Source organism: Bradyrhizobium sp. URHC0002, from assembly GCF_054059515.1.
Map to the genome: position 1 here is coordinate 4,116,202 of NZ_JBSSCF010000001.1, position 25,461 is coordinate 4,141,662.

General features: G+C 63.0%; 24 protein-coding genes. 17 read left to right on the forward strand and 7 right to left on the reverse strand.

Annotated elements, in window-relative coordinates; all coding sequences use genetic code 11:
• Positions 1 to 84 precede the first annotated feature (84 nt).
• The 3 genes from gmd (at position 85) to ACVWVY_RS19930 (ending at position 3,179) form a co-directional block, all read left to right on the forward strand.
• Entirely contained in the window at positions 85 to 1,167 is a 1,083-nt protein-coding gene (gene gmd / locus ACVWVY_RS19920) for a GDP-mannose 4,6-dehydratase (protein ID WP_456627979.1), read from the forward strand.
• The gene (gene fcl / locus ACVWVY_RS19925) at positions 1,148 to 2,092 is read left to right on the forward strand and encodes a GDP-L-fucose synthase (protein WP_456627980.1); all 945 of its coding nucleotides are present in this window, start codon (positions 1,148 to 1,150) and stop codon (positions 2,090 to 2,092) included. The genes gmd and fcl overlap by 20 nt, the downstream gene beginning before the upstream one ends.
• A 109-nt stretch (positions 2,093 to 2,201) precedes the next feature.
• The gene (locus ACVWVY_RS19930; protein WP_456627981.1) at positions 2,202 to 3,179 is read left to right on the forward strand and encodes a Bug family tripartite tricarboxylate transporter substrate binding protein; all 978 of its coding nucleotides are present in this window, start codon (positions 2,202 to 2,204) and stop codon (positions 3,177 to 3,179) included.
• 5 nt (positions 3,180 to 3,184) lie between these two features.
• Here the strand turns inward: ACVWVY_RS19930 and ACVWVY_RS19935 are convergent, their stop codons facing one another.
• Entirely contained in the window at positions 3,185 to 4,537 is a 1,353-nt protein-coding gene (locus ACVWVY_RS19935; RefSeq protein ID WP_456627982.1) for an MFS transporter, read from the reverse strand.
• A gap of 237 nt (positions 4,538 to 4,774) precedes the next feature.
• On the reverse strand, positions 4,775 to 5,620 hold the full coding sequence (locus tag ACVWVY_RS19940; protein ID WP_456627983.1) for a uroporphyrinogen-III synthase: 846 nt from the start codon (positions 5,618 to 5,620) through the stop codon (positions 4,775 to 4,777).
• A gap of 140 nt (positions 5,621 to 5,760) precedes the next feature.
• On the opposite strand from ACVWVY_RS19940, the gene purU reads away from it, so the two are divergent.
• Positions 5,761 to 6,624: a formyltetrahydrofolate deformylase gene (purU, locus tag ACVWVY_RS19945; RefSeq protein WP_456627984.1), complete on the forward strand. Its 864-nt coding sequence runs from the start codon at positions 5,761 to 5,763 to the stop codon at positions 6,622 to 6,624.
• On the opposite strand, the gene ACVWVY_RS19950 is transcribed toward purU, so the two are convergent.
• Positions 6,621 to 6,899 carry a hypothetical protein gene (locus ACVWVY_RS19950; protein ID WP_456627985.1) on the reverse strand — a complete coding sequence of 93 codons (279 nt, stop codon included), beginning with the start codon at positions 6,897 to 6,899 and terminating at the stop codon, positions 6,621 to 6,623. The two genes, purU and ACVWVY_RS19950, sit on opposite strands and share 4 nt — an antisense overlap.
• Before the next feature lie 413 nt (positions 6,900 to 7,312).
• On the opposite strand from ACVWVY_RS19950, the gene ACVWVY_RS19955 reads away from it, so the two are divergent.
• The 7 genes from ACVWVY_RS19955 to ACVWVY_RS19985 all read left to right on the forward strand — a co-directional run bounded on the left by ACVWVY_RS19955 (position 7,313) and on the right by ACVWVY_RS19985 (position 14,298).
• On the forward strand, positions 7,313 to 8,437 hold the full coding sequence (locus tag ACVWVY_RS19955) for an ABC transporter substrate-binding protein (protein ID WP_456632256.1): 1,125 nt from the start codon (positions 7,313 to 7,315) through the stop codon (positions 8,435 to 8,437).
• Between the two features lie 180 nt (positions 8,438 to 8,617).
• Positions 8,618 to 9,487 (forward strand): branched-chain amino acid ABC transporter permease, encoded by an 870-nt coding sequence (locus tag ACVWVY_RS19960; RefSeq protein WP_456627986.1) that lies wholly within the window; start codon positions 8,618 to 8,620, stop codon positions 9,485 to 9,487.
• Positions 9,488 to 9,494: 7 nt separating this feature from the next.
• Positions 9,495 to 10,526, forward strand: coding sequence for a branched-chain amino acid ABC transporter permease (locus ACVWVY_RS19965; protein WP_456627987.1), 1,032 nt, complete (start codon positions 9,495 to 9,497; stop codon positions 10,524 to 10,526).
• Positions 10,523 to 11,275 (forward strand): ABC transporter ATP-binding protein, encoded by a 753-nt coding sequence (locus ACVWVY_RS19970; protein WP_456627988.1) that lies wholly within the window; start codon positions 10,523 to 10,525, stop codon positions 11,273 to 11,275. The genes ACVWVY_RS19965 and ACVWVY_RS19970 overlap by 4 nt, the downstream gene beginning before the upstream one ends.
• Complete coding sequence (locus tag ACVWVY_RS19975; RefSeq protein ID WP_456627989.1) at positions 11,268 to 11,984, forward strand: ABC transporter ATP-binding protein; 717 nt, start codon at positions 11,268 to 11,270, stop codon at positions 11,982 to 11,984. Before ACVWVY_RS19970 ends, ACVWVY_RS19975 begins: the two co-directional genes overlap by 8 nt.
• A gap of 20 nt (positions 11,985 to 12,004) precedes the next feature.
• Positions 12,005 to 13,123, forward strand: a complete 1,119-nt coding sequence (locus tag ACVWVY_RS19980; RefSeq protein ID WP_456627990.1) for a cobalamin-independent methionine synthase II family protein — start codon at positions 12,005 to 12,007, stop codon at positions 13,121 to 13,123.
• A gap of 38 nt (positions 13,124 to 13,161) precedes the next feature.
• Positions 13,162 to 14,298: a flavin-containing monooxygenase gene (locus ACVWVY_RS19985; RefSeq protein ID WP_456627991.1), complete on the forward strand. Its 1,137-nt coding sequence runs from the start codon at positions 13,162 to 13,164 to the stop codon at positions 14,296 to 14,298.
• Here ACVWVY_RS19985 and ACVWVY_RS19990 read toward each other — a convergent pair whose 3' ends face one another.
• Positions 14,299 to 16,050, reverse strand: coding sequence for a caspase family protein (locus tag ACVWVY_RS19990; protein ID WP_456627992.1), 1,752 nt, complete (start codon positions 16,048 to 16,050; stop codon positions 14,299 to 14,301).
• 188 nt (positions 16,051 to 16,238) lie between these two features.
• Between ACVWVY_RS19990 and ACVWVY_RS19995 the strand changes: the two genes are divergently transcribed.
• The 5 genes from ACVWVY_RS19995 to ACVWVY_RS20015 all read left to right on the forward strand — a co-directional run bounded on the left by ACVWVY_RS19995 (position 16,239) and on the right by ACVWVY_RS20015 (position 22,335).
• Positions 16,239 to 17,591: a hypothetical protein gene (locus ACVWVY_RS19995; protein ID WP_456627993.1), complete on the forward strand. Its 1,353-nt coding sequence runs from the start codon at positions 16,239 to 16,241 to the stop codon at positions 17,589 to 17,591.
• Between the two features lie 57 nt (positions 17,592 to 17,648).
• Positions 17,649 to 18,845, forward strand: a complete 1,197-nt coding sequence (gene metK / locus ACVWVY_RS20000; protein ID WP_456627994.1) for a methionine adenosyltransferase — start codon at positions 17,649 to 17,651, stop codon at positions 18,843 to 18,845.
• Between the two features lie 75 nt (positions 18,846 to 18,920).
• Positions 18,921 to 20,351, forward strand: a complete 1,431-nt coding sequence (gene ahcY / locus ACVWVY_RS20005) for an adenosylhomocysteinase (protein WP_456627995.1) — start codon at positions 18,921 to 18,923, stop codon at positions 20,349 to 20,351.
• A 204-nt stretch (positions 20,352 to 20,555) separates the two neighbouring features.
• On the forward strand, positions 20,556 to 22,022 hold the full coding sequence (locus tag ACVWVY_RS20010) for a flavin-containing monooxygenase (protein ID WP_456627996.1): 1,467 nt from the start codon (positions 20,556 to 20,558) through the stop codon (positions 22,020 to 22,022).
• A gap of 160 nt (positions 22,023 to 22,182) precedes the next feature.
• Entirely contained in the window at positions 22,183 to 22,335 is a 153-nt protein-coding gene (locus ACVWVY_RS20015; RefSeq protein WP_212421236.1) for a hypothetical protein, read from the forward strand.
• A 165-nt stretch (positions 22,336 to 22,500) separates the two neighbouring features.
• Here ACVWVY_RS20015 and ACVWVY_RS20020 read toward each other — a convergent pair whose 3' ends face one another.
• The 3 genes from ACVWVY_RS20020 to ACVWVY_RS20030 form a co-directional block, all read right to left on the reverse strand.
• Entirely contained in the window at positions 22,501 to 22,902 is a 402-nt protein-coding gene (locus tag ACVWVY_RS20020; RefSeq protein WP_456627997.1) for an ACT domain-containing protein, read from the reverse strand.
• Positions 22,903 to 23,109: 207 nt separating this feature from the next.
• Positions 23,110 to 23,424, reverse strand: a complete 315-nt coding sequence (locus ACVWVY_RS20025; protein ID WP_456627998.1) for an EthD family reductase — start codon at positions 23,422 to 23,424, stop codon at positions 23,110 to 23,112.
• A gap of 130 nt (positions 23,425 to 23,554) precedes the next feature.
• Positions 23,555 to 24,265, reverse strand: a complete 711-nt coding sequence (locus tag ACVWVY_RS20030; protein ID WP_456627999.1) for an SDR family NAD(P)-dependent oxidoreductase — start codon at positions 24,263 to 24,265, stop codon at positions 23,555 to 23,557.
• 197 nt (positions 24,266 to 24,462) lie between these two features.
• Between ACVWVY_RS20030 and ACVWVY_RS20035 the strand changes: the two genes are divergently transcribed.
• The gene (locus ACVWVY_RS20035; protein ID WP_456628000.1) at positions 24,463 to 25,383 is read left to right on the forward strand and encodes a LysR family transcriptional regulator; all 921 of its coding nucleotides are present in this window, start codon (positions 24,463 to 24,465) and stop codon (positions 25,381 to 25,383) included.
• The last annotated feature ends 78 nt before the right edge of the window (positions 25,384 to 25,461 follow it).

The window sequence follows — 25,461 nt, forward strand, 5'->3', positions numbered from 1 at the left end:
CTTCCGGTGCAGCCGAGACTTGGGGGCTCAGAGGCTTGAGGCTCAATTGTCCCCGGGCCTAGCTGGCTGGCTCTTGGAGAGACTATGACGGCTCAAAATCCAAAGCGTGTGGCGCTGATTACCGGCGTCACCGGCCAGGACGGCGCCTATCTTGCCGAATATCTGCTCGGCCTCGGCTATGAGGTCCACGGCATCAAGCGGCGCTCGTCCTCATTCAACACCGCCCGCATTGATCACCTCTACCAGGACCCGCATTCCCGCAAAATGCCGTTCCTGCTGCATTACGGCGACATGACCGACTCGACCAACCTGATCCGGCTGATGCAGCAGATCAGGCCGACCGAGATCTACAACCTCGCCGCCCAGAGCCATGTCGGCGTCAGTTTTGAGAGCCCGGAATATACCGCCAATGCCGACGCCATCGGCGTGCTGCGGCTCTTGGAAGCAATCCGGATTCTCGGCATGGAAAAGCAGACGCGGTTCTATCAGGCCTCGACCTCGGAACTCTACGGTCTCGCCCAGGAAGTGCCGCAGAAGGAAACTACCCCGTTCTACCCGCGCTCGCCTTACGGCGTCGCAAAGCTGTACGGCTACTGGATCACGGTCAATTACCGCGAGGCCTATGGCATGTTTGCCTCGAACGGCATCCTGTTCAACCATGAGAGCCCGATCCGCGGCGAGACCTTTGTGACGCGCAAGATCACGCGCAGCGTCGCCCGCATCGAGACCGGCCTGGAAGAAACGCTGTTTCTCGGCAATCTCGAAGCCAAGCGCGACTGGGGACACGCCCGGGATTATGTCGAGGGCATGCACAGGATATTGCAGGCGGACACCCCCGACGATTTCGTGCTGGCGACCGGCGAAACCCGTTCGGTTCGCGAGTTCGTCGAACTGGCGTTCGCCGAAGTCGGCCGCAGCATCGAATGGCACGGCAAGGGTGTCGACGAGACCGGCGTCGACAAGAAATCCGGCAAGACCCTGGTCAGGATCGATCCGGTCTACTTCCGGCCGACCGAAGTCGATCTTCTGGTCGGCGATGCCAGCAAGGCGCGCGAGAAGCTCGGCTGGAAGCCCAGGACCTCCTTCTCCCGACTGGTCAAGGAAATGGTCGCAAGCGATCTCGCTGACGCAAGGCGGGAGGTGGCCAATGGCAAGCCTTCCGTTTGAGCTGAAGGGCAAGACCGTCTACGTCGCCGGGCATCGCGGGATGGTCGGCTCCGCGCTGGTGCGCAGGCTCGCGGCGGAAAACGTCGAGCTGCTGACCGCGACTCGCAGCGAGGCCGATCTGCGCGATCAGGCCGCGGTCAACAAATGGTTCGCCGCAAAGCGCCCGCAGGTGGTGTTTCTGGCGGCGGCGAAGGTAGGCGGCATCGTCGCCAACAACACGCTGCGCGCCGAATTCCTCTACGACAATCTGGCGATTGCGACGAACGTGATTCATGCGGCGCATGTCCATGGCGCCGAGAAGCTGATGTTCCTCGGCTCTTCCTGCATCTACCCGAAGCTGGCGCCGCAGCCGTTGCGCGAGGATTGCATGCTGACGGGTCCGCTGGAGCCGACCAACGAGCCCTATGCGATTGCAAAAATCGCCGGGATCAAGATGGTGGAGGCCTATCGCAGCCAGTATGGCGCCGACTTCATCAATGTGATGCCGACCAATCTCTACGGCAGCGGCGACAATTATCATCCCGAATACAGCCACGTCGTGGCCGCGCTGATCCGTCGCTTCCACGAAGCGAAGGTCGCCGATGCGAGGGAAGTCATTGTCTGGGGCACCGGCACGCCGCGGCGCGAGTTCCTTTATGTCGACGATCTTGCGGATGCCTGCATCCATTTGATGAAGGCCTATTCCGGTGATGAGCTGGTCAATATCGGCACCGGCGAGGACATCACCATCGCCGAGTTCGCCCGCGTAGTCGCGGCGACGGTCGGTTATACCGGCCAGATCAGCTTTGACACCTCGCGGCCCGACGGCACCCCGCGCAAGCTGCTCGACGTCAGCCGGCTGGCCAAGCTCGGCTGGCGCGCCTCTACCTCGCTCGAGGACGGCATCGGGCTCGCCTATCAGGCTTTCCTCAGCGAGACGAAGTGACGCGGTGAGCCTTCCGCCTCCGCCTTAAGAATATCTGTCGGCTTCGCGACCCTGCCCCGATAGGATGCACCCAGGCGTGCCGCAAGAGCCGCCAGTCGGAGGAGGCATAATGAAATTTCAGCGTCGTCAATTCCTGCAACTTGCAGCTGGTGCGGCTGCGCTTCCGCTCACATCTGGAACCGCGAGCGCGCAGGCCTATCCGTCGCGGCCGGTTCGCCTCGTGATCGGCTATACCCCGGGCGGCTCGGCGGACCTCACGGCGCGCCTGATGGGGCAGTGGCTCTCGGAAAAACTCGGCCAATCCTTTGTCATCGAAAACCGGCCGGGCGGCGGCACCAATATCGCGACCGAGCAGGCGCTGCGCGCCACGCCGGACGGCTACACGCTGCTGCTGGTCGCACCGGCGAATGCCATCAACGCCACGCTTTATGACAAGCTGCCCTTCGATTTCATCAAGGAGATGGAGCCGATCGCCGGCATCATTCGCTTTCCCAATGTCGTCGTGGTGCATCCCTCGCTGCCGATCAAGTCGATCCCTGAATTGATCGCTTACGCCAAGGCTAATCCCGGCAAGCTCAACATGGCGTCTTCAGGCAACGGATCCACGATCCAAATGTCGGGCGAACTGTTCAAGATGCTGACCGGGATCAACATGCAGCATGTGCCGTATCGTGGCGGCGCGCCGGCGCTCACCGACATGCTGTCCGGCCAGATGCATGTGATGTTCGACAACATCCCGACCTGCGCCGAGCACGTCAAATCCGGCAAGCTTCGGGGGCTTGCGGTCACCAGCACGACGCGCTCGGAGGTGCTGCCGGATCTGCCGCTGGTCGCCGACTTCCTGCCCGGCTACGAGGCGAGTGCCTGGTATGGCCTCGCTGCGCCGAAGGGCACGCCCCCGGAAATCGTCGACCGGCTGAACAAGGCGGTCAATGAAATCCTGGCCGATCCCAAGGCTAAGGCGCGCTTTACGGAAATCGGCGCCATTCTGTTGCCGGGCTCCGCCGCCGACTTCGGCAGGCTGGTCGCGGACGAGACCGAAAAATGGGGCAAGGTGGTCAAGTTCGCCGGCGCCAAGGTGGACTAACTGGTTTAGCTCGAAGGCGCGGGCGTTGCGACTGCACGTCTCGCGCCCTTGACTGTGACCAGCAAGATGACGCCCGCCAGGACATAAAGCGCCATCACCAGGTACATGCTGTAGGTATTGTTGCCGGTGTATTGCGTGATAAATCCGTTGATCGACGGACTGACCGCGGGGCCGAGGTTGCCCAGGCTGCTGATCAGTGCAATGCCGGCGGCGGCTGCCGCGACCGACAGATATTCGGTGATGAGGGTGAAGAACAGCGGCGTTGCAGCCGCAATTCCGATGACCGCGAATGAAAGTGCAGCTATCGATCCGACCAGATTTCCCTGCAGCAGGGTCGTGATCCACAAGCCGACCGCTGCGACGGCCACACACGCGGCGAAATGCCAGCGTCGTTCATGATGCCTGTCGGAACTGCGGCCGATCAGGATCATTCCGACGATGCCTATCGCGTTCGGGATCGCGGCGTAGATGCCGATCAGCAACAGGTCCTTGACGCCCCAGCTCTGGATCAATGTCGGCAGCCAGAACACCATCGTATAGGTCGCGCCGAGCAGCAGGAAATAGACCAGGGCGAGCAGATACACCTTGGGATCGCGGATCATCTGGCCGACCGTGCTTTCGGTTTCGCCTTCGATGTCCTTTTCGTCGTGCTCCAGATTGTGCCGGAGCAGGTTTTTCTCGGCCGGCGACAACCAGTGTGCATCCGCCGGCTTGTCCTGCAGATAGAAGAAGATGATGACGCCGAGTATCGCGGCCGGCAGACCCTGCACCAGGAACAGCCATTGCCACCCGTGCCAGCCATTCATTCCGTCGAAATATTTGAGGATGGCGCCGCAGAGCGGTCCGGCGATCACGCTGACGATGGTGGTGGCGGACATGAAGATCGCAATGACCTGCCCGCGGCGGATAGAGGGATACCAGTAAGTGAAATAGAGGATGATGCCGGGAAAGAAACCCGCCTCGAATACGCCGAGCAGGAAGCGCGCAATATAGAATTGCGTCGGCGTCGTCACGAACATCATCGCCGCCGCGGTCAGCCCCCATAACACCATGATACGCAGCAGCGTCTTGCGCGCTCCGATCCTCTCCAGCAACAGGTTGCTCGGAACTTCGAACAGAAAGTAGCCCACGAAGAAGATGCCTGCGCCGAGCCCGTAGACGGCATCGCCAAAGGGCAGCGTCTGCTTCATCTGCAGTTGCGCGTAGCCGATGTTGATGCGGTCGAGGTAGGCGATCATGTAGGCGATCAGCAGCAACGGAAGGAGCCGCCAATTGACCTTCGAATAGATAGATTCGACGGCCCCAACATTGGGCGGCAGTGGTTGTGATCGTTCGGCGGTTGCTGCGGTCGTGCTCATGAAGCCCCCCGTCGTTGGTGTCGCGTATCCTCAAGATGCGGATTAACGACACCTCTTTGGGTGTCTTGACGTCAAGCAGGCCGGCAACTTCAGCCGCTGGGACAGAGGCCTTGACCTGTTGCCCATCGCGCTCAGCGATCTCTCGACAATGGACGATGGGTTCCGCGTGTCAACTCGTTCTTGCGCTCAGGCTCCGTCGGAACGCAGGTGGTGCGGCGATTGTGCGCCGCTCCCTGATCAGGGCCTGGAAGCCGCGCGCGGCGGATTTTTTGCGAGCGCCACCGCCATCGCCGAGATCAGCGGCCGCATGAAGAATGCGTCCTCCGCCGGGTAGATGTCGGCGCGCAGGCCGTGGGATTTCAGTTCGTCGGACACCGCGGGTCCGACGGAAGCGATCGGCGTGCAGTCGAACCCCTGGCGTAACCGGTCCTCGCAGCCTCGCGCCCGCGCAACCTCGATCAGGCGACGGATCTGGCCGAGATTGGTCAGCGCGACTGCGTCGATACGGCCTGCCGCCATCTCGTCGATCGCGGTGATGATGTTGGCGTCGGCGGCCTGCGCGTCATAGGCATAGGGCAGCACGGTATCGACCTCGGCGCCTTGCGCCTCGATGGCGCCGATCAGGACGCTGTGATCCTTGTCCGGGTAAAGCTGCAGGCCGAGGCGATGGCCGCCAAGGTCGAGGCGCGACAGCATCTCGGCTATGCCTTCTGAGGTCGGCTTTTCCGTCATCATCTGTGGTTCCAGCCCGATTTCGCGCAGCGCCTTGCCCGGTTTGGGCCCACGCGCGAATTTGCGCGCCTTGCCGAGCGCGGCGACGAAAGCTTCTTCGACGCCGATGAGCCGTACTACCTTCATCAGCCGGCGCAGGCCTTCGCCGGTCAGCAGCACCATGTCATCCAGCGGCTTTTCAATGGCCCGCACGATCCAGGCTTCGACCGGCGCCGGGTCCGATACATCGCGGATGGTGAACATCGGACATTGCAGCACGTCGGCGCCCTGCTCGGTGAGCAGGCGGGAAAACTGCGCTTCCTCGCGCGTTTCCAGGATCAGGATGCGGTAACCGGTCAATCTGTCAGCCATGATCTCGCTCCAACGCTTTTGCTTCGCGCTTTGTTCATCCTGACCCCGGTTTCGGGATTGGCGCAAGCGTAGGCGCGGTGATAGAGCAGGGCCGCAAATCGCCGCTTCAACCTTTTGCCTGAATTGTAGCCAGCTTTCCCATGCCCGATCACCAGTTCGTCCTGACCCTGTCCTGCCCGGATCGCCCCGGCATCGTTTCCGCGGTGTCGACCTTTCTCGCCCATAACGGGCAGAACATTCTGGACGCCCAGCAGTTCGACGACATCGAGACCGGGAAATTCTTCATGCGAGTGGTGTTCACCGCGGCCGATCTCGCGGTCGAATTGCAGGCCCTGCAGACCGGCTTCACCGCGATCGCCGACCGCTTCGGCATGGATTGGCAGATGCGCGACCGCGCCAACCGCCGCCGGGTGATGCTGCTCGTCTCGAAGTCGGATCATTGTCTGGTCGATATCCTCTATCGCTGGCGCACCGGCGAACTCGACATGATCCCGACCGCCGTTGTTTCCAACCATCCGCGCGAGAGCTACGGCAATCTCGATTTCGGCGAGATCCCGTTTCACTACATGCCGGTGACAAAGGAAACCAAGCGCGAGCAGGAGGAGGCGGTCTGGAAACTCGTGCAGGATACCAGGACCGATCTCGTGGTGCTGGCGCGTTACATGCAGATCCTGTCGGACGAGATGTCGGCAAAACTGTCGGGGCGCTGCATCAACATCCACCACTCGTTCCTGCCAGGCTTCAAGGGCGCGCGGCCCTACCACCAGGCGCATGAGCGCGGCGTCAAGCTGATCGGCGCCACCGCCCATTACGTCACGCGCGACCTCGACGAGGGCCCGATCATCGATCAGGACGTCGAGCGCATCAGCCACCGCGACACGCCGGAAGATCTGTCGCGCAAGGGCCGCGACATCGAGCGCCGCGTGCTCGCGCGCGCCATGCGTCATCACCTCGAGGACCGCGTGATCCTCAATGGCCGCAAGACGGTCGTGTTCATGGACTAGCGAGCCGCGTCCTGCGGTGCGGGGGCGGGCTTGGCTTCCTCGCCCCGTTCGGATGCCGGCAGCAGGCGCTTTCGCTCGCGCTCCCGCATGTACTCATCATATTTCGCGGTCCCGGGACGCGGCGGCGCGTCCGCGGGCACTCCGCCGATCGCCGCCGGGATGGCGTCGCTGACACCGGCCGCGATTTTCTCGTTGATCGTGCCGCAACCGGTCAGGCCGCAGCCCGCGAGGGTAACGGTGAGGAGCGTGACAATATGGCGCGCGCTGGTCGGCATTGGCAGCAGGTTACAACCTGACCCTTTAAGGATGATGGATTTAGGGCGCTGCCTTCCGGAAACCGGCGAGGGCGCTTCTTTGTTGACAGGACCATTTGATTTGTACAATCGTACAAACAAGGGCCCACGCACGGGCGACGTCGGTCGGCGATATCGCATCATATTATAGTACCGCCGCCGATTTTACGACAGTTCCGGCTGGTCTGGCCTCTTCGCCACGGCACGCCAATGGTCCGATTGACAAAAGGGCGGCCAAGGACGCCATGTTGCCGCGCTACCCGGCCGAAAAATCTGGGTTATGGTGAGAGATCAAGGGCCGGGGACTCGGTTCGAGGACACAAGGCCGGTCAGGGGGAGAGATGTTCATGTCTATTCGCAGTCACATGTTGCTGGCCGCAGGCGCCTTCGCCGGGATGCTGGCGGTCGCGCCGGCTCACGCCCAGGAGACCGTCAAGATCGGCCTGATCTTGCCGATGACCGGCGGCCAGGCGTCGACCGGCAAGCAGATCGACAACGCGGTCAAGCTCTACATGCAGCAGAACGGCGATACCGTCGCCGGCAAGAAGATCGAAGTCATCCTGAAGGACGACGGGGCGGTTCCCGACAACACCAAGCGCCTGGCGCAGGAACTGATCGTCAACGACAAGGTCAGTTTCATCGCGGGCTTCGGCGTGACGCCCGCTGCACTCGCGGCGGCGCCGCTGGCGACGCAGGCCAAGGTTCCGGAAATCGTGATGGCGGCGGGCACCTCGATCATCACCGAGCGTTCGCCCTATATCGTCCGCACCTCGTTCACGCTGGCGCAGTCGTCGACCATCATCGGTGACTGGGCCGCCAAGAACGGCATCAAGAAGGTCGCGACGCTGACCTCCGACTACGCGCCCGGCAACGACGCGCTGAACTTCTTCAAGCAGAACTTCACCGCCGGCGGCGGCGAGATCGTCGAAGAGGTGAAGGTGCCGCTGCAAAACCCTGATTTTGCACCATTCCTGCAGCGCATGAAGGACTCCAAGCCCGACGCCGTGTTCGTGTTCGTGCCGGCAGGACAGGGCGGCAATTTCATGAAGCAGTATTCCGAACGCGGGCTCGACAAGGCGGGCATCAAGGTGATTGGCCCCGGCGACGTGATGGACGACGACCTGCTCAACGGCATGGGGGATGCTGCGCTCGGCACGGTCACCGCACATCTCTATTCCGCCGCGCATCCCTCTGCGGCAAATAAGGAATTCGTCGCCGCCTACAAGAAGGCCTTCGGCTCGCGCCCGGGCTTCATGGCGGTCGGCGGCTATGACGGCATCCGCCTGGTCTACGAGGCGCTGAAAAAGACCGGCGGCAAGACTGAGGGCGATGCGCTGATCGAGGCGATGAAGGGCATGAAGTGGGAAAGCCCCCGTGGCCCGATCTCGATCGATCCGGAAACCCGGGACATCGTGCAGAACATCTACATCCGCAAGGTCGAGAAGGTCGACGGCGAACTCTACAACGTCGAATTTGCGACTTTTGAGGCGGTAAAGGATTCCGGCAAGACGAAGAAGTGACTTCGCTGTCACCAAGTCATGCCCGGGGCAAAAGCGCGAAGCGCGTCTTCGCGTAGATGACCCGGGCATCCACGACTTTCTTTCGCGGCAGGTTGCAAAGAAAGACGTGGATGGCCGGGACAGCCCCGGCCATGACGCCGTAGTTTCAGTTTTGCTTCAGACCCTGGCTGAGCTCTTTACATGACCACGCTGTTCACCATCCTGTTCGACGGTGTCGCCTACGGCATGCTGCTGTTTGTGCTCGCTTGCGGGCTGGCAGTGACGCTTGGGCTGATGAATTTCGTCAACCTCGCCCATGGCGCCTTCGCCATGACCGGCGGCTATGTCTGTGCCGTGCTGGTGAACAATTCCGGCTGGCCGTTCTTTGCGGCGCTGCCGCTTGCCTTTGTCTCGGCCGCGGCGATCGGCGTGGCACTGGAGCGCACGCTCTACCGCCACCTCTACACCCGAAGCCATCTCGACCAGGTGCTGTTCACCATTGGTCTGACTTTCATGTCGGTGGCGGCGGTCGATTACATCATGGGATCGTCGCGGGTCTTCATCAAGCTGCCGGCGGCGCTCGAGGGCCAGTTCGATTTCTTCGGCGTCGGCATCGGTCGCTACCGGCTGATGATCATCGTGATCTGCGGCCTGCTCACGGTGGCGCTGCAATTGATCCTGGCGAAAACCCGCTTCGGCAGCCGCCTGCGTGCGGCGGTGGACGATCCGCGCGCCGCCAGCGGCCTTGGCATCAACGTGCCGCAGGTTTTCGCGTTCACCTTTGCCTTCGGCTGCGGCCTTGCCGGCCTCGGCGGGGCGCTGAGCGCCGAGATCCTCGGGCTCGACCCGTATTTTCCGCTGAAATTCATGATCTACTTTTTGATCGTGGTGACCGTCGGCGGCTCTTCCAGCATCACCGGGCCGTTCCTCGCGTCGCTTCTGCTTGGGATCGGCGACGTCGCCGGCAAATACTATGTGCCGAAGATGGGCCCGTTCGTCATCTATACCATCATGATCGTTATCCTGATCTGGCGTCCGAACGGTCTGTTCGGCCGCGCCGCCACGCGTTGAGCCCGCGATGACCGCAGTCTCCGATGTTTCATCCCATGCCATCGCCCGCGCCCGCTGGCGTCCGGCCGAAATCGCGTTCTGGATTCTCGCGGCATCCTGCGCGTTCCTGTTTCCGTCCCGCTACCTGATCATGACCGACATCATTCGGCTGGCGTTGTTCACGCTGTCGCTCGATCTGATCCTCGGCTATGCCGGCATCGTCTCGCTGGGGCACGCCGCCTTCTTCGGCGTCGGTGCGTATTCGGCGGGGCTATTGGCACTGCACGGCATCATCACCGAGCCCGTCATCGCGCTGATCGTGGCTGGTCTCGTCGCCATGGTGCTCGGCTTCCTGACGAGTTTCCTCGTCATCCGAGGCGTCGATCTGACTCGGCTGATGGTGACGCTAGGCGTTGCGCTGCTGCTGGAAGCGCTGGGGGAACGTTTCTCCAACATCACCGGCGGCACCGACGGGCTGCAGGGCATCGAGATGGCGCCGATCCTCGGCCTGTTCGCATTCGACATGTTTGGCAAGACCGGCTTTTTCTACTCGCTGATCGTGCTGTTTCTGCTGTTTCTGCTGGCACGGCGGATCGTGAACTCGCCGTTTGGCCTGTCGCTGCGCGCCATCAAGAACAATCCATTGCGGGCATCGGCGATCGGCGTGCCCGTCAACCGCCGCCTGATCGCGATCTACACGGTGGCGGCGTTTTACGCCGGCATCGCCGGCGCGCTGTTCACCCAGACCACGGCATTGGCCTCGCTCGACGTATTTGCGTTCGAAAAATCCGCCGATCTGATGCTGGTGCTGGTGATCGGCGGCACCGGTTATCTCTATGGCGGGCTGATCGGGGCAGTCGTGTTCAAGATGCTGCAGGAGGTGTTCCAGACGATCACGCCGCAATACTGGCTGTTCTGGATCGGGCTCGTGCTGGTCGTGATCGTGCTGGTCGGCCGCGACCGCATGCATCGCTGGGCGTTGTGGCTCCCGAATCTCGTGATCCGGCAGATCGCCGGCCGCAAGGCCGTCGTGGCCGTTCCCGAAAGCGATGCGCCATGACGATCGCGCTGGAAACCAGGGGACTGGAGAAATCCTTCGGCGGCTTGAGGGTCACGCGCGATCTGTCGCTGCAGGTGAAGCAGGGCGCCCGCCATGCCCTGATCGGACCGAACGGCGCCGGCAAGACCACCGTCATCAATCTTCTGACCGGCGTGCTCAAGCCCAATGCGGGACAGATCCTGCTCGAAGGCAACGACATTACGGATTTGCCGGTTCACACCCGGGTGCTGCGCGGGCTCTCGCGCACCTTCCAGATCAACCAGCTCTATGCCGATTTGACCCCGCTCGAAACCGTGGGGCTCGCGGTCTCCGAACGGCTCGGCCGCGGCGGCGATTGGTGGCGGCGGATGGGCACGCGCGCCGATGTCAACGAGGAGATCGCGGAAACACTGGCGCGCTTTCATTTGCTTGATGTCATGAACGAACTGACCGCGACGCTTCCCTATGGCAAGCAGCGCCTGCTCGAGATCGCGGTCGCGATTGCGACTAGGCCCCGCGTGCTGCTGCTCGACGAGCCTGCCGCCGGCGTGCCCGAGAGTGAGCGTCACGACATCCTGGCGGCGGTTGCGGCACTGCCGCGCGACGTCACGGTGCTGTTGATCGAGCACGATATGGATCTGGTGTTCTCGTTTGCCGACCGCATCTCGGTGCTGGTGAATGGCGCCATGCTGGTGGAAGGCCCGCCCGACGAAGTGGCGCGGGATCCCCAGGTCAAGGCGGTCTATCTCGGTGAGGCGGCCGATGCCTGAGCTTCTCGTCATCGATGCCTTGCGCGCCGGCTACGGCGAAGCGGTGGTGTTGCCCTCGATGTCGCTGACGCTGGGCGAAGGCCAGGTGCTGGCGCTGCTCGGGCGTAACGGCACCGGCAAGACCACGCTGATCAATTCGATCGTCGGCATCACCCGCCGCTTTGGCGGCAGCCTTGCGCTCGGTGGGGTGGACATCACGGCGATGCGGCCAGACCAGCGGGCGCGGGCCGGGATCGGCTGGGTGCCGCAGGAGCGCAATATCTTCCGCTCGCTGACGGTGGAAGAAAACATGACCGCCGTGGCGCAGCCCGGGCCATGGACCGTGGAAAAGGTCTACGAGATGTTTCCGCGGCTGAAGGAGCGCCGCAGCAATTTCGGCAACCAGCTCTCCGGGGGCGAGCAGCAGATGCTGGCGATCGGCCGCGCGCTGACCCTTAATCCCAAAGTGCTGCTGCTCGACGAGCCGACCGAGGGTCTGGCGCCGATCATCGTTGAGGAATTGTTAAGGGCGCTGGGCACTATCACCCGGGCCGGCGGCATCTGCTCGATCATCGTCGAGCAGAATGCGCAAAAGATTCTGGGGCTGGCCGATCGGGTTGTGATATTGGAACGCGGCGCGATCGTGCATGATGCGGCAAGCCACGCGTTGAAGGCCGATCCCGCGGTGCTCGAACGCTATCTCGGCGTCGCCGGCGCCGCCGCGCATTAAATTTGATGGGAGTTGAGACGATGCAGAGAACCAAAGCCCCGTTCCGCGCCGACGAGGTCGGCAGCCTGTTGCGGCCACAGCGCATCAAGGAAGCGCGCGCGAAGCTGGAGAAGGGCGAGATCACGGCGGAAGACTTGCGCAAGGCCGAAGACCTCGAGATCGAAAAGGTCGTGCACAAGCAGGCCTCGATCGGCCTGAAGCTGGCGACCGACGGCGAATTCCGCCGCTCCTGGTGGCATTTCGATTTTCTGGCCAAGCTCGGCGGCTGCGAGCTGTTCCACCCCGAGACCGGTATTCAGTTCGCCGGCGTCGAGACCCGCCATGACGCCGTCCGCGTGATCGGCAAGCTCGATTTCCCCGACAGCCATCCGATGCTGGATCACTTCCGCTTCCTGAAGAAGCATGCCGACGCGGCGCACGTCACGGCGAAGATGACGATCCCGTCGCCCGCCGTGCTGCATTTCCGTGGCGGCCGCAAGGCGATTTCGAAGGACGTCTATCCTGATCTCGAAGAGTTCTACGCGGATCTCGGCAAGACCTATCGCAAGGCGGTGAAGGCGTTCTACGACGCCGGCTGCCGCTACCTGCAGTTCGACGACACCGTGTGGGCCTATCTCTGCTCGCAGGAAGAGTTGCAGAAGGCGCGCGAGCGTGGCGACAATCCCGATGGATTGCAGGAAATCTACGCGCGCGTCATCAACTACGCGCTGGCCGAGCGTCCGGCGGATATGATCGTCACCACCCATGTCTGCCGCGGCAATTTCCGCTCGACCTGGATCTCGTCCGGCGGCTACGAGCCGGTGGCCGAGACAATGCTGGCCGGCACCAATTACGACGGCTACTTCCTCGAATATGATTCCGACCGGGCCGGCGGCTTCGAGCCGCTGCGATACCTGCCGAAGGGCAACAAGGTCGTGGTGGTCGGTGTCATTACGTCGAAATTCGGCGAGCTCGAGAAGAAGGACGACATCAAGCGCCGCCTCGAAGAGGCCGCCAAGTTCGCGCCGCTCGACCAACTCGCGGTGTCGCCGCAATGCGGTTTTGCCTCCACCGAGGAAGGCAACATCCTGTCCGAGGAAGAGCAGTGGGCCAAGCTCAGCCTCGCGGTCGAAGTCGCCAACGAGGTCTGGGGGAAGTAACCGCTTCTCCATCGTTGCACGACGGCGGGAGGGATTTCGTGACGCCAACCCGTGACGCCATCATTATCGGTGCGGGCCCCGCGGGGCTCGCATGCGCCGTGACGATGCGCGCGGCCGGGCTTGACGTCATGGTGCTGGAGAAGGCCGGCAGGGTCGGCGCGGTATGGCGGCGGCATTACGACCGGCTTCATCTGCACACCGACCGCAACCATTCCGGCCTGCCCGGGATGCCGATGCCACCGGACTATCCGGCCTATCCGTCGCGGGCGCAGATGGTCGCCTACCTCGAAAGCTACGCGGCCCGCTTTCAGATCAAGCCGGTGTTCAACACCAAGGTCTCGCGCCTCCGGCGCGATAGTGCGCGATGGCTTGCCGATACGTCGCTTGATGCGATATCGGCGCCGGTCGTGGTGGTGGCGACGGGCATTGCGGATGCGCCCTACCGTCCGTCCTGGCCGGGAATGGATATCTATTCGGGCGTAGTCGTTCACAGCAGCAACTATCAAAATCCCGAGACGTTTTCCGGCAGGCGCGTGCTCGTCATCGGCTTCGGCAATTCCGGCGGCGAGATCGCACTCGATCTCGCCAATAGCGGCGTCGATGTCACCTTGGCCGTCCGCAGTCCGGTCCAGATCATCCCGCGCGATCTGCTCGGCTTTCCGATTCTATCGTGGGCGATCCTGTACCGGCGGCTGCCCGCGCGCCTCGTCGATTTCATCAATGCGCCGGTGCTGCGGCTGGCGATGGGCGATTTCGAGAAGCTCGGTCTCAGGCGTGCCGCAAAGGGGCCGCGCCAGATGGTTGAAGAGGATGGACGCGTGCCGCTGATCGATATTGGCACGCTGGCGAAAATCAGGGACGGCGCGATCAAGGTGCGCGGCGGTGTCGATCGCTTCACCGCCGACGGTGTCGTATTTGCCGATGCGCGAAGCGAAAAATTCGACGCCGTCATTCTCGCAACCGGCTTCCGCCCCGACCTGCGCCGGCTGGTCCCTGGTTTCGAGGGTGTGTTCGATGACCACGGCATGCCGCTGGTCACGGGGGCGGCGACCAATGTGCCGGGGCTCTACTTCTGCGGCCAGATCACGGTGCCGACCGGGCAGTTGCGCGAAATCGGCATCGAGGCACAGCGGATTGCGAAGGCCGCGAAGGCCTTCGTGGCGCGCGCAGCCTGATTATTTCTCCGCCAGATAGACCTCGCCCAGCAGCGACGAGTTCGACCACGGCACCTGCTTGCCCTTGGTGGCCGCGACCACTTCGGCGCGGACCCGCGTCAGCATCTGCTGCACCTCCAGCCCGGGCGTGCCGATGTGGCGCGTCAGTGCCGCCGAGAACGGGCTGTTGGCGCCTTCGCCGTCCAGCGCGACCTGTCCGGGCGCCGTTGCAAATGCGATCAGCGTCCCCGCACCCAAGGTCGAGCCGGCGCCGAGCGTGGCGGGCGCGGCCAGCCCCGAGCCGGCTTCGATGTCACGGGCAGGACCTGCGGAAGCCAGCTTCGGCGCCATCGGGTTGTTGCGGCAGGCATCGAGGATCAGGATGTTGGTTCGGACCTGATCGTCGAGGCCGGCCATGATCGTATCCATGTCCATCATCGCATCGGTCATGCCGCTGCCCGCCCGAAACTCGAGGTCGACCGGCACCAGGTAATTGCGGCCGTCGATCTGGACGCCGTGACCGGCGTAGTAGACCACTGCCACCTGCGACCGCGCGGCATCGCGCAGGAAGTCGCGGATCGTCGCCTGCATCGCCGTGCGGTCGAGATCGATGCCTTCGGTCACCACGAAGCCGATGTCGCGCAGGCTTTTGGCCATCGCGCGCGCATCGTTGGACGGATTGGGCAGCGGCCTCACACGCGCATAGGCGCCGTTGCCGATCACCAGCGCGACGCGCCTGCCGGTTTCTTTGCCGGTCCCTGCGCGTTTGCGCTGTTCCGCTGCGGGAGGCGCGGACGGGCTCGCTGCGCCCGCCGGCGAAGCTGGCGCGGCTTTGCTGGCCGGCGGCGGTGGCGCTGCGGTTGCAGTTCGCGGCGAGGGCGGCAGCGTCTCTGACAACAGCGACAGGCGAACCTTCGCGGTGGCCTGGTTGGCCTTGCTGCCGGCGTCGGAAGCCTGACCCTGCAGCGTGGCGGCATAATCCAGCTTGGCGCGCTCGAAATCGCCCTTGGCCTCATAAGCAAGCCCGCGATGGGTGTAGGCCGAGATCAGCACGCTGCCGGGCGGCGTCATGATGTTGACCGGCGCTTTTGCCTTTGCGAGCCGGATCGCCTCGGTCGTGTCGGCGATGGCGCGATCGAGATCGCCCCTGGCGCGCCAGATCAACGCGCGGCTGGTCAGCGGTTGCGGCAATGTCGGGTCGAGCCGGATCGCTTCGTTGATGTCGGCCAGCGCGCCGTCGAGATCGCCGAGTGCTCGTTTCGAAATGCCGCGGTTCTGCCAGGAAAACGCCGACGGCGGTCCGGCCTTGATCGATTGATCGTAGTCGGCGATCGCCTTGGCGTATTCGCCCTTGGAGCGCCAGGCGTTGCCGCGGTTGTGAAAGATGATGCCGCTGGGCGGCCCGATCCGCAGCGCGTCGTTGAAATCGGCAATGGCGATGTCGTACTCGCCCTTGTCGTAATAGGCCGAGCCGCGAAGATTGTAGAGGGCGACGTTGGGCTGCAGGCGGATCGCTTCGCCGGCGTCCGCGATGACCTGGTTGTAATTGCCCTTCTTGTTCCAGCCGACCGCGCGCCAGAAATAGATGGTCGCGAGCTTCTCGCCGGAAAACACCTTCAGCGCGATGATCTTGTTGCAGGCGTCGATCTGCTGATCGGCCGGCGTGGTGTCGGTGGTGCAGAGCGGCCCGAGTTGCGCGCGCGATTGGGCGAGGGAAGGCGCCGACCACAGCGCGGCGGCGAGCAGGGTAAGTATCAGGATTGCGCGGCGCATCAGGTCCCCGTGAATGGCGATCGCGAGTAGCGGATACCGCTTTGTTGCCTCCCGCGGAGCGGGGGTTCAAGGCCGGCCGCGCCACATGCCGGCCGCCAGCGGTTGGGGGTTTCCTTGGTGGGCAGTCCGTGGTAGGACGCCGCCGTCACCTGGTGTTGCCCACCGCTGCTTCCCAATGCTCCCGCCCGATGAAGAACGACCAAATTCTCAGCCAGATCACCGACTTCTGCCGCCACTCCGACATGGCGGAGACGACGTTTGGCCGCCGGTCGGTCAACGACGGCAAACTGGTGCATCGGCTGCGCGAGGGCAAACGCATCACCATCGATACGCTGGATCGCATCCAGGCCTATATTGCGACGTCCACGGGTACCCTTCCGCCGCCGCGCGGTCTCGAAGTGCCGCCCGAAAAGCGCGATCCGCGGGGCAATTTTCGGTTTTTCGAGAACCGCCAGAAATACCTGCTGTTCGTCCACACCTGCAGCGAGAAGCGGGTGATTGCCGAGCGGGTGGCGCTGGAGCTGTCCAGCCTGCATCCTCGTCCGCCGGCGCTCCGGGTATTCGACGCCGGCGTCGGCGACGGCACGGTGCTGGCGCGGGTGATGCGCTCGATGCACGGCCGCTTTCCCCACATGCCGTTCTATATCGCCGGCAAGGAGCTGAGCGTCGAGGATGTCCGGCTGACGCTCGACAAGGTGCCGGACCGGCTGTTCGAGCACCCGGCGACCGTGGTCGTCCTGACCAACATGCACTACGCCGAGGCGCCCTGGCTGACCCCGGCCTCGCCGGCCGCGGCGGCGGGCATGATCTGGCACGAAGTTGCCTTGCGGGGGGCCTCCTCGGGCGAATTCGAGCTGCAGATCGCCGAATTGGGGCCATTTCTGGAGCAAAACTGGCGGGCCAATATCAGCCCCAAATCGGGCATGCCGATCTATGAACGCCCGGTAGCGCTGGTGCTGTACCGCGAGGACCACCGCTTCCTGCTTGATTCGATCATCCCACGGGCCGGCCGAACCGAGGCCAATTTTGACCTTGTGATCGCTTCCCAGCCCTATCGGGCCAAATCCTCTGTGAATTTCCGCGCCAAGCGGATTATCGCGCCGCTGGCCCGGAGCTTGCGAGCAGGGGGCCGGTTGATTGGAATTCACTCCCACGGGCAGGATCCGGGCCTGGAAATCATCCAGGCGGTCTGGCCCGGAGAAAATCCTTTCGGGGTAAGCCGTCATGAGCTATTGCGCGCGGTGAAATATGAGCTTGGATCGGCTGGCCGCGACCTTAACTTTAATGCGTACGCCGATAACCGTTCCATCTTTCGTTATGATATGGAAGCGCTGCCCAACGAGGTCACCGGCCAGATCGGAACCTCGACGGCTTTTGCAGCGTGGAATGCGGCGGTGTATGTCGCCCAGATCGAAGACGACCGGTTGACGGAAATGACTGAAAACAGCCGGACCCTCGATGCCACCAGAGAGGTTCTGCGCAAGCATAATGGGCTTTGGTTTTACGACGAATCCTACGTCATATCGCGGCGTCGCGACTGACATTCCGGGATTGATCACAGACAGCCGCCGGCATCCGGCGGAAACAAGGGGTTGTTGATGCGCGCGTCTTATTTGTTCACCAGCGAGTCGGTTTCCGAGGGTCACCCGGACAAGGTTTGCGACCGGATTTCCGACGAGATCGTCGATTTGTTTTTCCGTGAAGGCCCCAAGGCCGGCATCGACCCCTGGGCGATCCGTGCGGCCTGCGAAACGCTTGCCACCACCAACAAGGTGGTGATCGCCGGTGAAACCCGCGGACCCGCATCCGTCACCAACGACCAGATCGAAAGCGTCGTTCGCGCTGCGATCAAGGACATCGGTTACGAGCAGGACGGCTTCCACTGGGAGAAGGCCGACATCGAAATCCTGCTGCATCCGCAATCTGCCGATATCGCGCAGGGCGTCGATGCGCTGCAGCCGGGCACCAACAAGGAAGAGGGCGCGGGCGACCAGGGCATCATGTTCGGCTACGCCACCAACGAGACGCCGGACCTGATGCCGGCGCCGATCTTCTACGCCCACAAGATCCTGCGGCTGATCTCGGAAGCGCGTCACTCCGGCAAGGAGAAGGTGCTGGGTCCGGACTCCAAGAGCCAGGTCACCGTGCAATATGAGAACGGGAAGCCGGTCGGCGTGCGCGAGATCGTGGTCTCGCATCAGCACCTCGTTGAGGACATGACTTCGAACCAGGTACGCGAGCGCGTCGAGCCGTATGTGCGCCAGGCGCTGCCGGAAGGCTGGATCAACGGCAAGACCGTCTGGCACATCAACCCGACCGGCAAATTCTATATCGGCGGTCCCGATGGCGACGCCGGCCTGACCGGCCGCAAGATCATCGTCGACACCTATGGTGGCGCGGCCCCGCACGGCGGCGGCGCGTTCTCCGGCAAGGACCCGACCAAGGTGGATCGTTCGGCGGCGTACGCCGCGCGCTACGTCGCCAAGAACATCGTTGCCGCCGGTTTCGCCGACCGCTGCACGCTGCAGCTTGCTTATGCGATCGGCGTGGCGCGGCCGCTGTCGATCTATATCGACACCCACGGCACCGGGAAGGTGCCGGAGGACAAGCTGGAAGAGGCCGTGCGTGAGGCGATGGATCTGACGCCGCGCGGCATCCGCAAGCATCTCGATCTCAACAAGCCGATCTACGCGCGAACCGCGTCCTACGGTCATTTCGGCCGCACGCCGGACAAGGACGGCGGCTTCAGCTGGGAAAAAGCCGATCTGGTCGACGCGCTCAAGAGCGCGATCTGACGTTCTCCGTAATTGTCTCGCATATTCCGGAAAGCCTTCCGCTTTTCGGAATATGCTTTTTAAGGGATCAACCGCATGACCGCTGCCGCCAAGAAGCCCGCCTTCAACGACTACATCGTCAAGGACATCTCGCTCGCCGATTTCGGCCGCAAGGAACTCTCGCTGGCCGAGACTGAAATGCCGGGCCTGATGGCGACGCGTGAGGAATACGGCCCCAAGCAGCCGCTGAAGGGCGCCCGCATCGCCGGCTCGCTGCATATGACGATTCAGACCGGCGTGCTGATCGAGACGCTGGCCGCACTCGGTGCCGATATTCGCTGGGTTTCCTGCAACATCTATTCGACCCAGGACCACGCGGCGGCCGCGATCGCCGCTGCCGGCATTCCGGTGTTCGCGGTGAAGGGCGAGAGCCTCACCGAATACTGGGATTACACGGCCAAGCTGTTCGACTGGCACGGCGGCGGTCACCCCAACATGATCCTCGACGACGGCGGCGACGCCACCATGTATGTCCATCTCGGTCTGCGCGCCGAGAACGGCGACACTAAATTCCTGGACAAGCCGGCTTCGGAAGAAGAGGAAGTTTTCTTCGCGCTGCTCAAGAAGCAACTCAAGGAAAAGCCGAAAGGCTACTTCGCCGAGATCGCCAAGAGCATCAAGGGCGTTTCGGAAGAGACCACCACGGGCGTGCATCGTCTCTACGACATGCAGAAGGCCGGTACGCTGCTGTGGCCGGCGATCAACGTCAACGACAGCGTCACCAAGTCGAAGTTCGACAATCTCTACGGTTGCCGCGAGTCGCTGGTCGACGGCATCCGCCGCGGCACCGACGTGATGATGTCGGGCAAGGTCGCGATGGTCGCCGGCTTTGGCGACGTCGGCAAGGGCTCGGCCGCCTCGCTGCGCCAGGCCGGCTGCCGCGTCATGGTCTCCGAAGTCGATCCGATCTGCGCCCTGCAGGCGGCGATGGAAGGCTATGAAGTCGTCACCATGGAAGACGCCGCCCCGCGCGCCGACATCTTCGTCACCGCGACCGGCAACAAGGACATCATCACCATCGAGCACATGCGCGCGATGAAGGATCGCGCCATCGTCTGCAACATCGGCCACTTCGACAACGAGATCCAGATCGCAGGTCTGCGTAACCTGAAGTGGACCAACGTCAAGCCGCAGGTCGACGAGATCGAATTCCCCGACAAGCACCGCATCATCCTGTTGTCGGAAGGCCGTCTGGTGAATCTCGGCAACGCCATGGGCCATCCGTCGTTCGTGATGTCGGCGTCGTTCACCAACCAGACGCTGGCGCAGATCGAACTGTGGGCCAACAACAAGGACGGCAAGTACGAGAAGAAGGTCTACGTGCTGCCGAAGTCGCTGGACGAGAAGGTGGCGCGGCTGCATCTCGCCAAGATCGGCGTCAAGCTGACCGAGCTGCGCAAGGACCAGGCCGACTATATCGGCGTCAAGCCGGAAGGCCCGTTCAAGGCGGATCATTACCGGTATTGATCTCAGGCAGGATGCGCCGTTGCAGGCGTCGTCCTGAGGTACACACCAGAGCCTCAGAAAGCCCCGGAGCAATCCGGGGCTTTTTGTTGGCCGGTCGCACAACCCGCGATGATTTCGATACAACCTGTATCGTCGCGGCAACCCGACATTGCGAGTTGCAATTTCTCCCTGCTGCCCATTACATCTGAATGCAGGGAGATCGCCATGACCGATAAGGCAGAACATTTCGACGTCCTCATTGTCGGCGCGGGCCTGTCCGGCATCGGCGCGGGCTATCACCTGCAAGAGAAATGCCCGGGCAAGAGCTACGTGATCCTCGAGGGGCGCGACTGCATCGGCGGCACCTGGGATCTGTTTCGCTATCCCGGCATCCGCTCCGACTCCGACATGTATACGCTCGGCTATTCGTTCAAACCGTGGACCGAACCGAAGGCGATCGCCGACGGGCCGCGGATATTGAATTACGTCTGCGAGACCGCAGTCGACAATGGCATCGACAAGAAGATCCGCTTCCACCATCGCGTCAAACGCGCGTCGTGGTCGTCGCCGGAGGCGCGCTGGACGGTGGAGGCTGAACGCACGGTGGGCGAGGGCGCAACCGAGGTCGTGCGCTTCACCTGCGGTTTCCTGTTCATGTGCTCGGGCTATTACAAATACGAGGAAGGCTACACGCCGGAATTTTCGGGCGTGGCGGACTTTGCAGGCCAGATCGTGCATCCGCAAAAATGGCCCGAGGATTTGGACTACGCCGGCAAGCGGGTGGTGGTGATCGGGTCGGGTGCCACGGCGGTGACGCTGGTGCCGGAGATGGCCAAGACCGCGTCGCATGTCACCATGCTGCAGCGCTCGCCGACTTACGTGGTGGCGCGGCCTGCGGAAGATGCGCTTGCCAACAAGCTGCGGCAGAAACTCTCGGCGAAGCTCGCCTATCACATGATCCGCTGGCGCAACGTGCTGTTCGGCATGTATTTCTTCCAGCTCTGCCGCCGCAAGCCCGACCGCGCCAAGCAACTGATCCTCGGCGGCGTCAAGATGGCGCTGGGGCCGGAATACGACGTCGGCAAGCACTTTACGCCGCGCTATAACCCGTGGGAGCAGCGGCTCTGCCTCGTGCCCGACGGCGACCTGTTCAAGTCGATCCGCGACAAGCGTGCTTCCGTGGTCACCAACGAGATCGACGCCTTCACCAAGAGCGGCATCAAGCTCAGGGACGGCAGCGAGATCGAAGCCGACATCATTGTCACGGCGACGGGGCTGAACCTGCAGGTGCTCGGCGGGCTCGAGGTCAGCGTCGACGGCCGTACGGTCGATTTCGCGCGAACGCTGAACTACAAGGGCATGATGTATTCGGACATTCCGAACATGGCCTCGGCGTTCGGCTACACCAACGCGTCGTGGACGCTGAAATGCGATCTGACCTGCGAATATGTCTGCCGGCTGATCAACTATATGGACCGCAACGGCTACAAGCAGTGCATGCCGCATAATGTCGATCCTGACGTCACCGAACTGCCGTCGCTGGATTTCTCGTCCGGTTACGTGCAGCGCTCGATCGCCAAACTGCCCAAGCAGGGCTCCAAGCGGCCGTGGCGGCTGTATCAGAATTACGCGCTCGACATCGTCACGCTCCGCTACGGCAAGGTCGACGACGGGGTGATGCAGTATTCGTGAGCGGTTCCCCCCGCGTGCGATGCTTTCCGACGCCCCATGCGTCATTTCGCGTATACGTAGGTGAGCGCGAATCGTTCAAGGTGTCCTCACGGTTAACGCCGGATTAACCGGCGTGCCCCACGCTGCGTGGCTTGCGGCCCCTGACAGCACGAGGAAGCCCATGGACGCCCAGCGAATTGCCGTCGATGCCATCGTGGCGCTGACCGATTGCGACCGCGAGGCGGCCGCCGCCTTCATCCGCAAGTTCTATCTGGCCGGCGTCCGCGACCCGAAGCGGCTGACCTTCAAGGGCCTGCAGGCGCTGCGGAGCTGAGGCTTCAGCCTCTCAATTTCGGCTACCAAGGCCGTCATGCGGGATATCCAGTACGCTGCGGCTTCTCCGCGTCATTGCGAGCCACCGGGTCGCGCGAATGCGCGCCCTGACAGGCTCCGCGATAAGCGAGAGACATTTTCCCCGATGTCGCTTCGCTCATCCGGGCTACGGTTCCTTCGACATATCTTGCAGATGATGCAGCGCTTCATCGGCTCTGTGCTCCGGCACAAACAAATGATCGTGATAGAAGGCCGATACTGCATTCACGCTTATGCCGGCCTCCGCTAGGCGAGCGGTGATTGCAGCTAGAAAGCCTACCGCTTCAAGCGAGGAATGAACGGTCAGCGTGATCAGTCGCGACGCAAATTGATAAGGCAGCCGTGCTGCTTCGGCTTCCTCGCGCCGTATGATGAAAGCCGTTCCTTCGCGTTCGCGGAAGATGTGCAGCGGCCTGACTGCCGCTGGAATTTCCTTGTCTTCCGGCATGCTGCAAAAAACGAAGACGCCTTCGTGCATCTCGGGCTTCATGTTTTGCAGCAGCGTCTTCAGATTGCGTTCGCCCGGCATGGCCGTACTCTCAAAAGAAGCCTCCAGGCGAGCAATCGTAGCCCGTATGAGCGCAGCGATATGCGGGCTCACGCGCAAGATAGAGCCCCGGATATCGCTTCGCTCATCCGGGCTACAGCTGACGGTGCAATAGGCGCACGCCTGAAAAAACAGGCGGGTTACGCTGCGCGAAACCCGCCTACGTATCGAGTCGGGGAGGCTACGTTGTCAGCCTACGACGACTTCGCTGATCTGGATGACCGGGGACTGGTCGGTATAGTTCGGGATGTCGGCCATGATCTCCTTGGCATGAGGCCCAAAGCCGGCCTGGAACGCCTCGACCGAGTCGCAGAAGATGTGACACATTCCGACATAAGTTGCGGGAGCGCCGGGTGCGCCGCCGGCCATGCCCTTGTCGACGGTGTAGGACTTGCAAGCATCACCCATGCGCGCTTTTAGGAGCGGCATATGCTTGTCGCGGTAGTAATCGTGGTCGAAGCGCGCCCCCGGCGTATTGGGATACATTACGCTTACCTTGATCATCGGTGTCTCCTCCGCTCTGACGTTCGCCGTTATTCTCCGGCAATAGTTGAAATCTGTGTCAGTTTTGCGGATCTTGCAACCAGCACGCGTCGGAGCGAGGGCAGGGCGCCCGCGCTCCGGGACAGACGGCTCAATGGCCGGCGCTCTGGCCGCCGTCGACGTGCAGGATCTCGCCGGTCACGAAGGCGGCACCTTCGAGATAAAGGATCGCATCGACGATGTCCTTGATCTCGCCCATGCGGCCGACGGGGTGCAGGGCGTCGAGCGCCGCGTGCGTTTCGGGGGGATGCATCGGCGTCTTGATGACGCCGGGCGAAACCGCGTTCACGCGGATGCCGCGCTTGGCGTATTCGATCGCGAGCGACTTGGTGGCGGCGTTCAGGCCACCCTTGGTCAGCGACGCCAGCACGGAAGGAACGCCATCGATGGCGTGATCGACCAGGCTGGTGGTGACCTGCACGACGTGGCCGCTGCCCTGCTTCTCCATTTCCGCAATCGCCAACTGGGTGATGCGGAAGAAGCCGGCGAGGTTGACGCCGAGCGCGCCGGCGAAATCGGCCTGGGTGTATTGGGTGAAAGGCTTTGCGTTGAAGATGCCGGCGTTGTTGACCAGCGTATCGATGCGGCCGAACCGGGCCATGGCTTCTGCGATCACACGCTCGGCGGTCTTGGGATCGGCGATGTCGCCGGCCACCGTCAGGACGTCGTCGTCGTTCGACGGCTTGATCGAGCGGGCGGTGGCAACCACCCGGTAATTGCGGTCGCGATACGCCTTGATCAAAGCGGCGCCGATGCCCTGCGATGCGCCTGTAATCACTGCAACTTTCTGTTCGGTACCCATTGCAAGCTCCTGTCCGTTCGAGGGGATGGTGATGCGGGGGCCTTTGGGCCGCGCTCAACCGATGCGGAGCAACTACGCTCGTTCGGGACGCGAGCGAATGCCCGTCGTTCGACAGACACTCTTTCGCCAAGCGGAAGAATGCGGAATAATCGCCGGCATCACTGGCCGCCCGCCGGCCATCGGCCGGAGAAGGAATGATGGACCGTATCGACGCGATGAAGGTCTTCGTCGCTGCGCTCGACGAGGGGAGTCTGGCCGCCGCGGGCCGCAAGCTCGGCCGCTCGCCCGCCGCCGTCAGCCGCGCCATCGCCTTCCTCGAAGCCCATGTTGGCGCCGAGCTGCTGCACCGCACGACGCGATCGATCAAGCTGAGCGAGGTCGGCGAGCGCTATGCGGCGGCCTGCCGGCGGGTGCTCACCGAACTCGAGGAGGCCGACATCCTGGCCGGCGGCGAACGGGCCGCGCCGCGCGGCACGCTCGCGCTGACGGCGCCGGTTATCTCCGGCGAAATGGTGTTGCGGCCGGTTCTGGACGCCTTCCTGGATGCTTACCCGACTGTGTCGGCGCGGCTGCTGCTGCTTGACCGGGCGGTGAACCTGATCGATGAGGGTTTTGACATCGCGCTTCGCATCGGCAATCTCGCCGATTCTTCCATGATGGCGAGCCGGATCGGCGATGTACGCCGGGTGGTGGTGGCCGCGCCGCGTTACCTCAAGCAAAATCCGCGCATCGAGGAGCCGGGCGATCTGGCCAAACACCAGATCATCACGATGGCGCATCTTCCCAATTCCTGGACCTTTCCGGCGGTCGCGGGATCATCCGTTCCGCGAAACGTTCAGGTGACGCCGCGGCTCGTCACCAACAGTATCCGCAGCGCGGTGGCGTCGGCCGTCGGCGGACGCGGCGTCGCGCTGTTCTTCTCCTATCAAGTGGCGGAAGCGGTGCGGAACGGCGAGCTCGAAGTCGTGCTCGCGGGCCACGAGCCCGCAGCGCTGCCGGTGCATGTGATCGTGCCGCAAGGCCGGCTCACGGTGCCGAAGGTGCGCGCCTTCATGGATTTTGCGGTGCCGAGGCTGCGCAGCCATTTTGCGCGGCTGGAAAAGGATAGTTCGTCGTAGCGCGGATGAGCGAAGCGTAATCCGCATCGTCGAGGTCACGCTGGATCGGCGGATTACGCTTCGCTCATCCGCCCTACG

What these genes read in the sequence shown, in the direction of transcription:
- gmd (WP_456627979.1), top strand. Translation starts at nt 85, where the DNA reads ATGACGGCTCAAAATCCAAAGCGTGTGGCGCTGATTACCGGCGTCACC.
- fcl (WP_456627980.1), top strand. Translation starts at nt 1,148, where the DNA reads ATGGCAAGCCTTCCGTTTGAGCTGAAGGGCAAGACCGTCTACGTCGCC.
- ACVWVY_RS19930 (WP_456627981.1), top strand. Translation starts at nt 2,202, where the DNA reads ATGAAATTTCAGCGTCGTCAATTCCTGCAACTTGCAGCTGGTGCGGCT.
- ACVWVY_RS19935 (WP_456627982.1), bottom strand. Translation starts at nt 4,537, where the DNA reads ATGAGCACGACCGCAGCAACCGCCGAACGATCACAACCACTGCCGCCC.
- ACVWVY_RS19940 (WP_456627983.1), bottom strand. Translation starts at nt 5,620, where the DNA reads ATGGCTGACAGATTGACCGGTTACCGCATCCTGATCCTGGAAACGCGC.
- purU (WP_456627984.1), top strand. Translation starts at nt 5,761, where the DNA reads ATGCCCGATCACCAGTTCGTCCTGACCCTGTCCTGCCCGGATCGCCCC.
- ACVWVY_RS19950 (WP_456627985.1), bottom strand. Translation starts at nt 6,899, where the DNA reads ATGCCGACCAGCGCGCGCCATATTGTCACGCTCCTCACCGTTACCCTC.
- ACVWVY_RS19955 (WP_456632256.1), top strand. Translation starts at nt 7,313, where the DNA reads ATGCTGGCGGTCGCGCCGGCTCACGCCCAGGAGACCGTCAAGATCGGC.
- ACVWVY_RS19960 (WP_456627986.1), top strand. Translation starts at nt 8,618, where the DNA reads ATGACCACGCTGTTCACCATCCTGTTCGACGGTGTCGCCTACGGCATG.
- ACVWVY_RS19965 (WP_456627987.1), top strand. Translation starts at nt 9,495, where the DNA reads ATGACCGCAGTCTCCGATGTTTCATCCCATGCCATCGCCCGCGCCCGC.
- ACVWVY_RS19970 (WP_456627988.1), top strand. Translation starts at nt 10,523, where the DNA reads ATGACGATCGCGCTGGAAACCAGGGGACTGGAGAAATCCTTCGGCGGC.
- ACVWVY_RS19975 (WP_456627989.1), top strand. Translation starts at nt 11,268, where the DNA reads ATGCCTGAGCTTCTCGTCATCGATGCCTTGCGCGCCGGCTACGGCGAA.
- ACVWVY_RS19980 (WP_456627990.1), top strand. Translation starts at nt 12,005, where the DNA reads ATGCAGAGAACCAAAGCCCCGTTCCGCGCCGACGAGGTCGGCAGCCTG.
- ACVWVY_RS19990 (WP_456627992.1), bottom strand. Translation starts at nt 16,050, where the DNA reads ATGCGCCGCGCAATCCTGATACTTACCCTGCTCGCCGCCGCGCTGTGG.
- ACVWVY_RS19995 (WP_456627993.1), top strand. Translation starts at nt 16,239, where the DNA reads ATGAAGAACGACCAAATTCTCAGCCAGATCACCGACTTCTGCCGCCAC.
- metK (WP_456627994.1), top strand. Translation starts at nt 17,649, where the DNA reads ATGCGCGCGTCTTATTTGTTCACCAGCGAGTCGGTTTCCGAGGGTCAC.
- ahcY (WP_456627995.1), top strand. Translation starts at nt 18,921, where the DNA reads ATGACCGCTGCCGCCAAGAAGCCCGCCTTCAACGACTACATCGTCAAG.
- ACVWVY_RS20010 (WP_456627996.1), top strand. Translation starts at nt 20,556, where the DNA reads ATGACCGATAAGGCAGAACATTTCGACGTCCTCATTGTCGGCGCGGGC.
- ACVWVY_RS20015 (WP_212421236.1), top strand. Translation starts at nt 22,183, where the DNA reads ATGGACGCCCAGCGAATTGCCGTCGATGCCATCGTGGCGCTGACCGAT.
- ACVWVY_RS20020 (WP_456627997.1), bottom strand. Translation starts at nt 22,902, where the DNA reads ATGCCGGGCGAACGCAATCTGAAGACGCTGCTGCAAAACATGAAGCCC.
- ACVWVY_RS20025 (WP_456627998.1), bottom strand. Translation starts at nt 23,424, where the DNA reads ATGATCAAGGTAAGCGTAATGTATCCCAATACGCCGGGGGCGCGCTTC.
- ACVWVY_RS20030 (WP_456627999.1), bottom strand. Translation starts at nt 24,265, where the DNA reads ATGGGTACCGAACAGAAAGTTGCAGTGATTACAGGCGCATCGCAGGGC.
- ACVWVY_RS20035 (WP_456628000.1), top strand. Translation starts at nt 24,463, where the DNA reads ATGGACCGTATCGACGCGATGAAGGTCTTCGTCGCTGCGCTCGACGAG.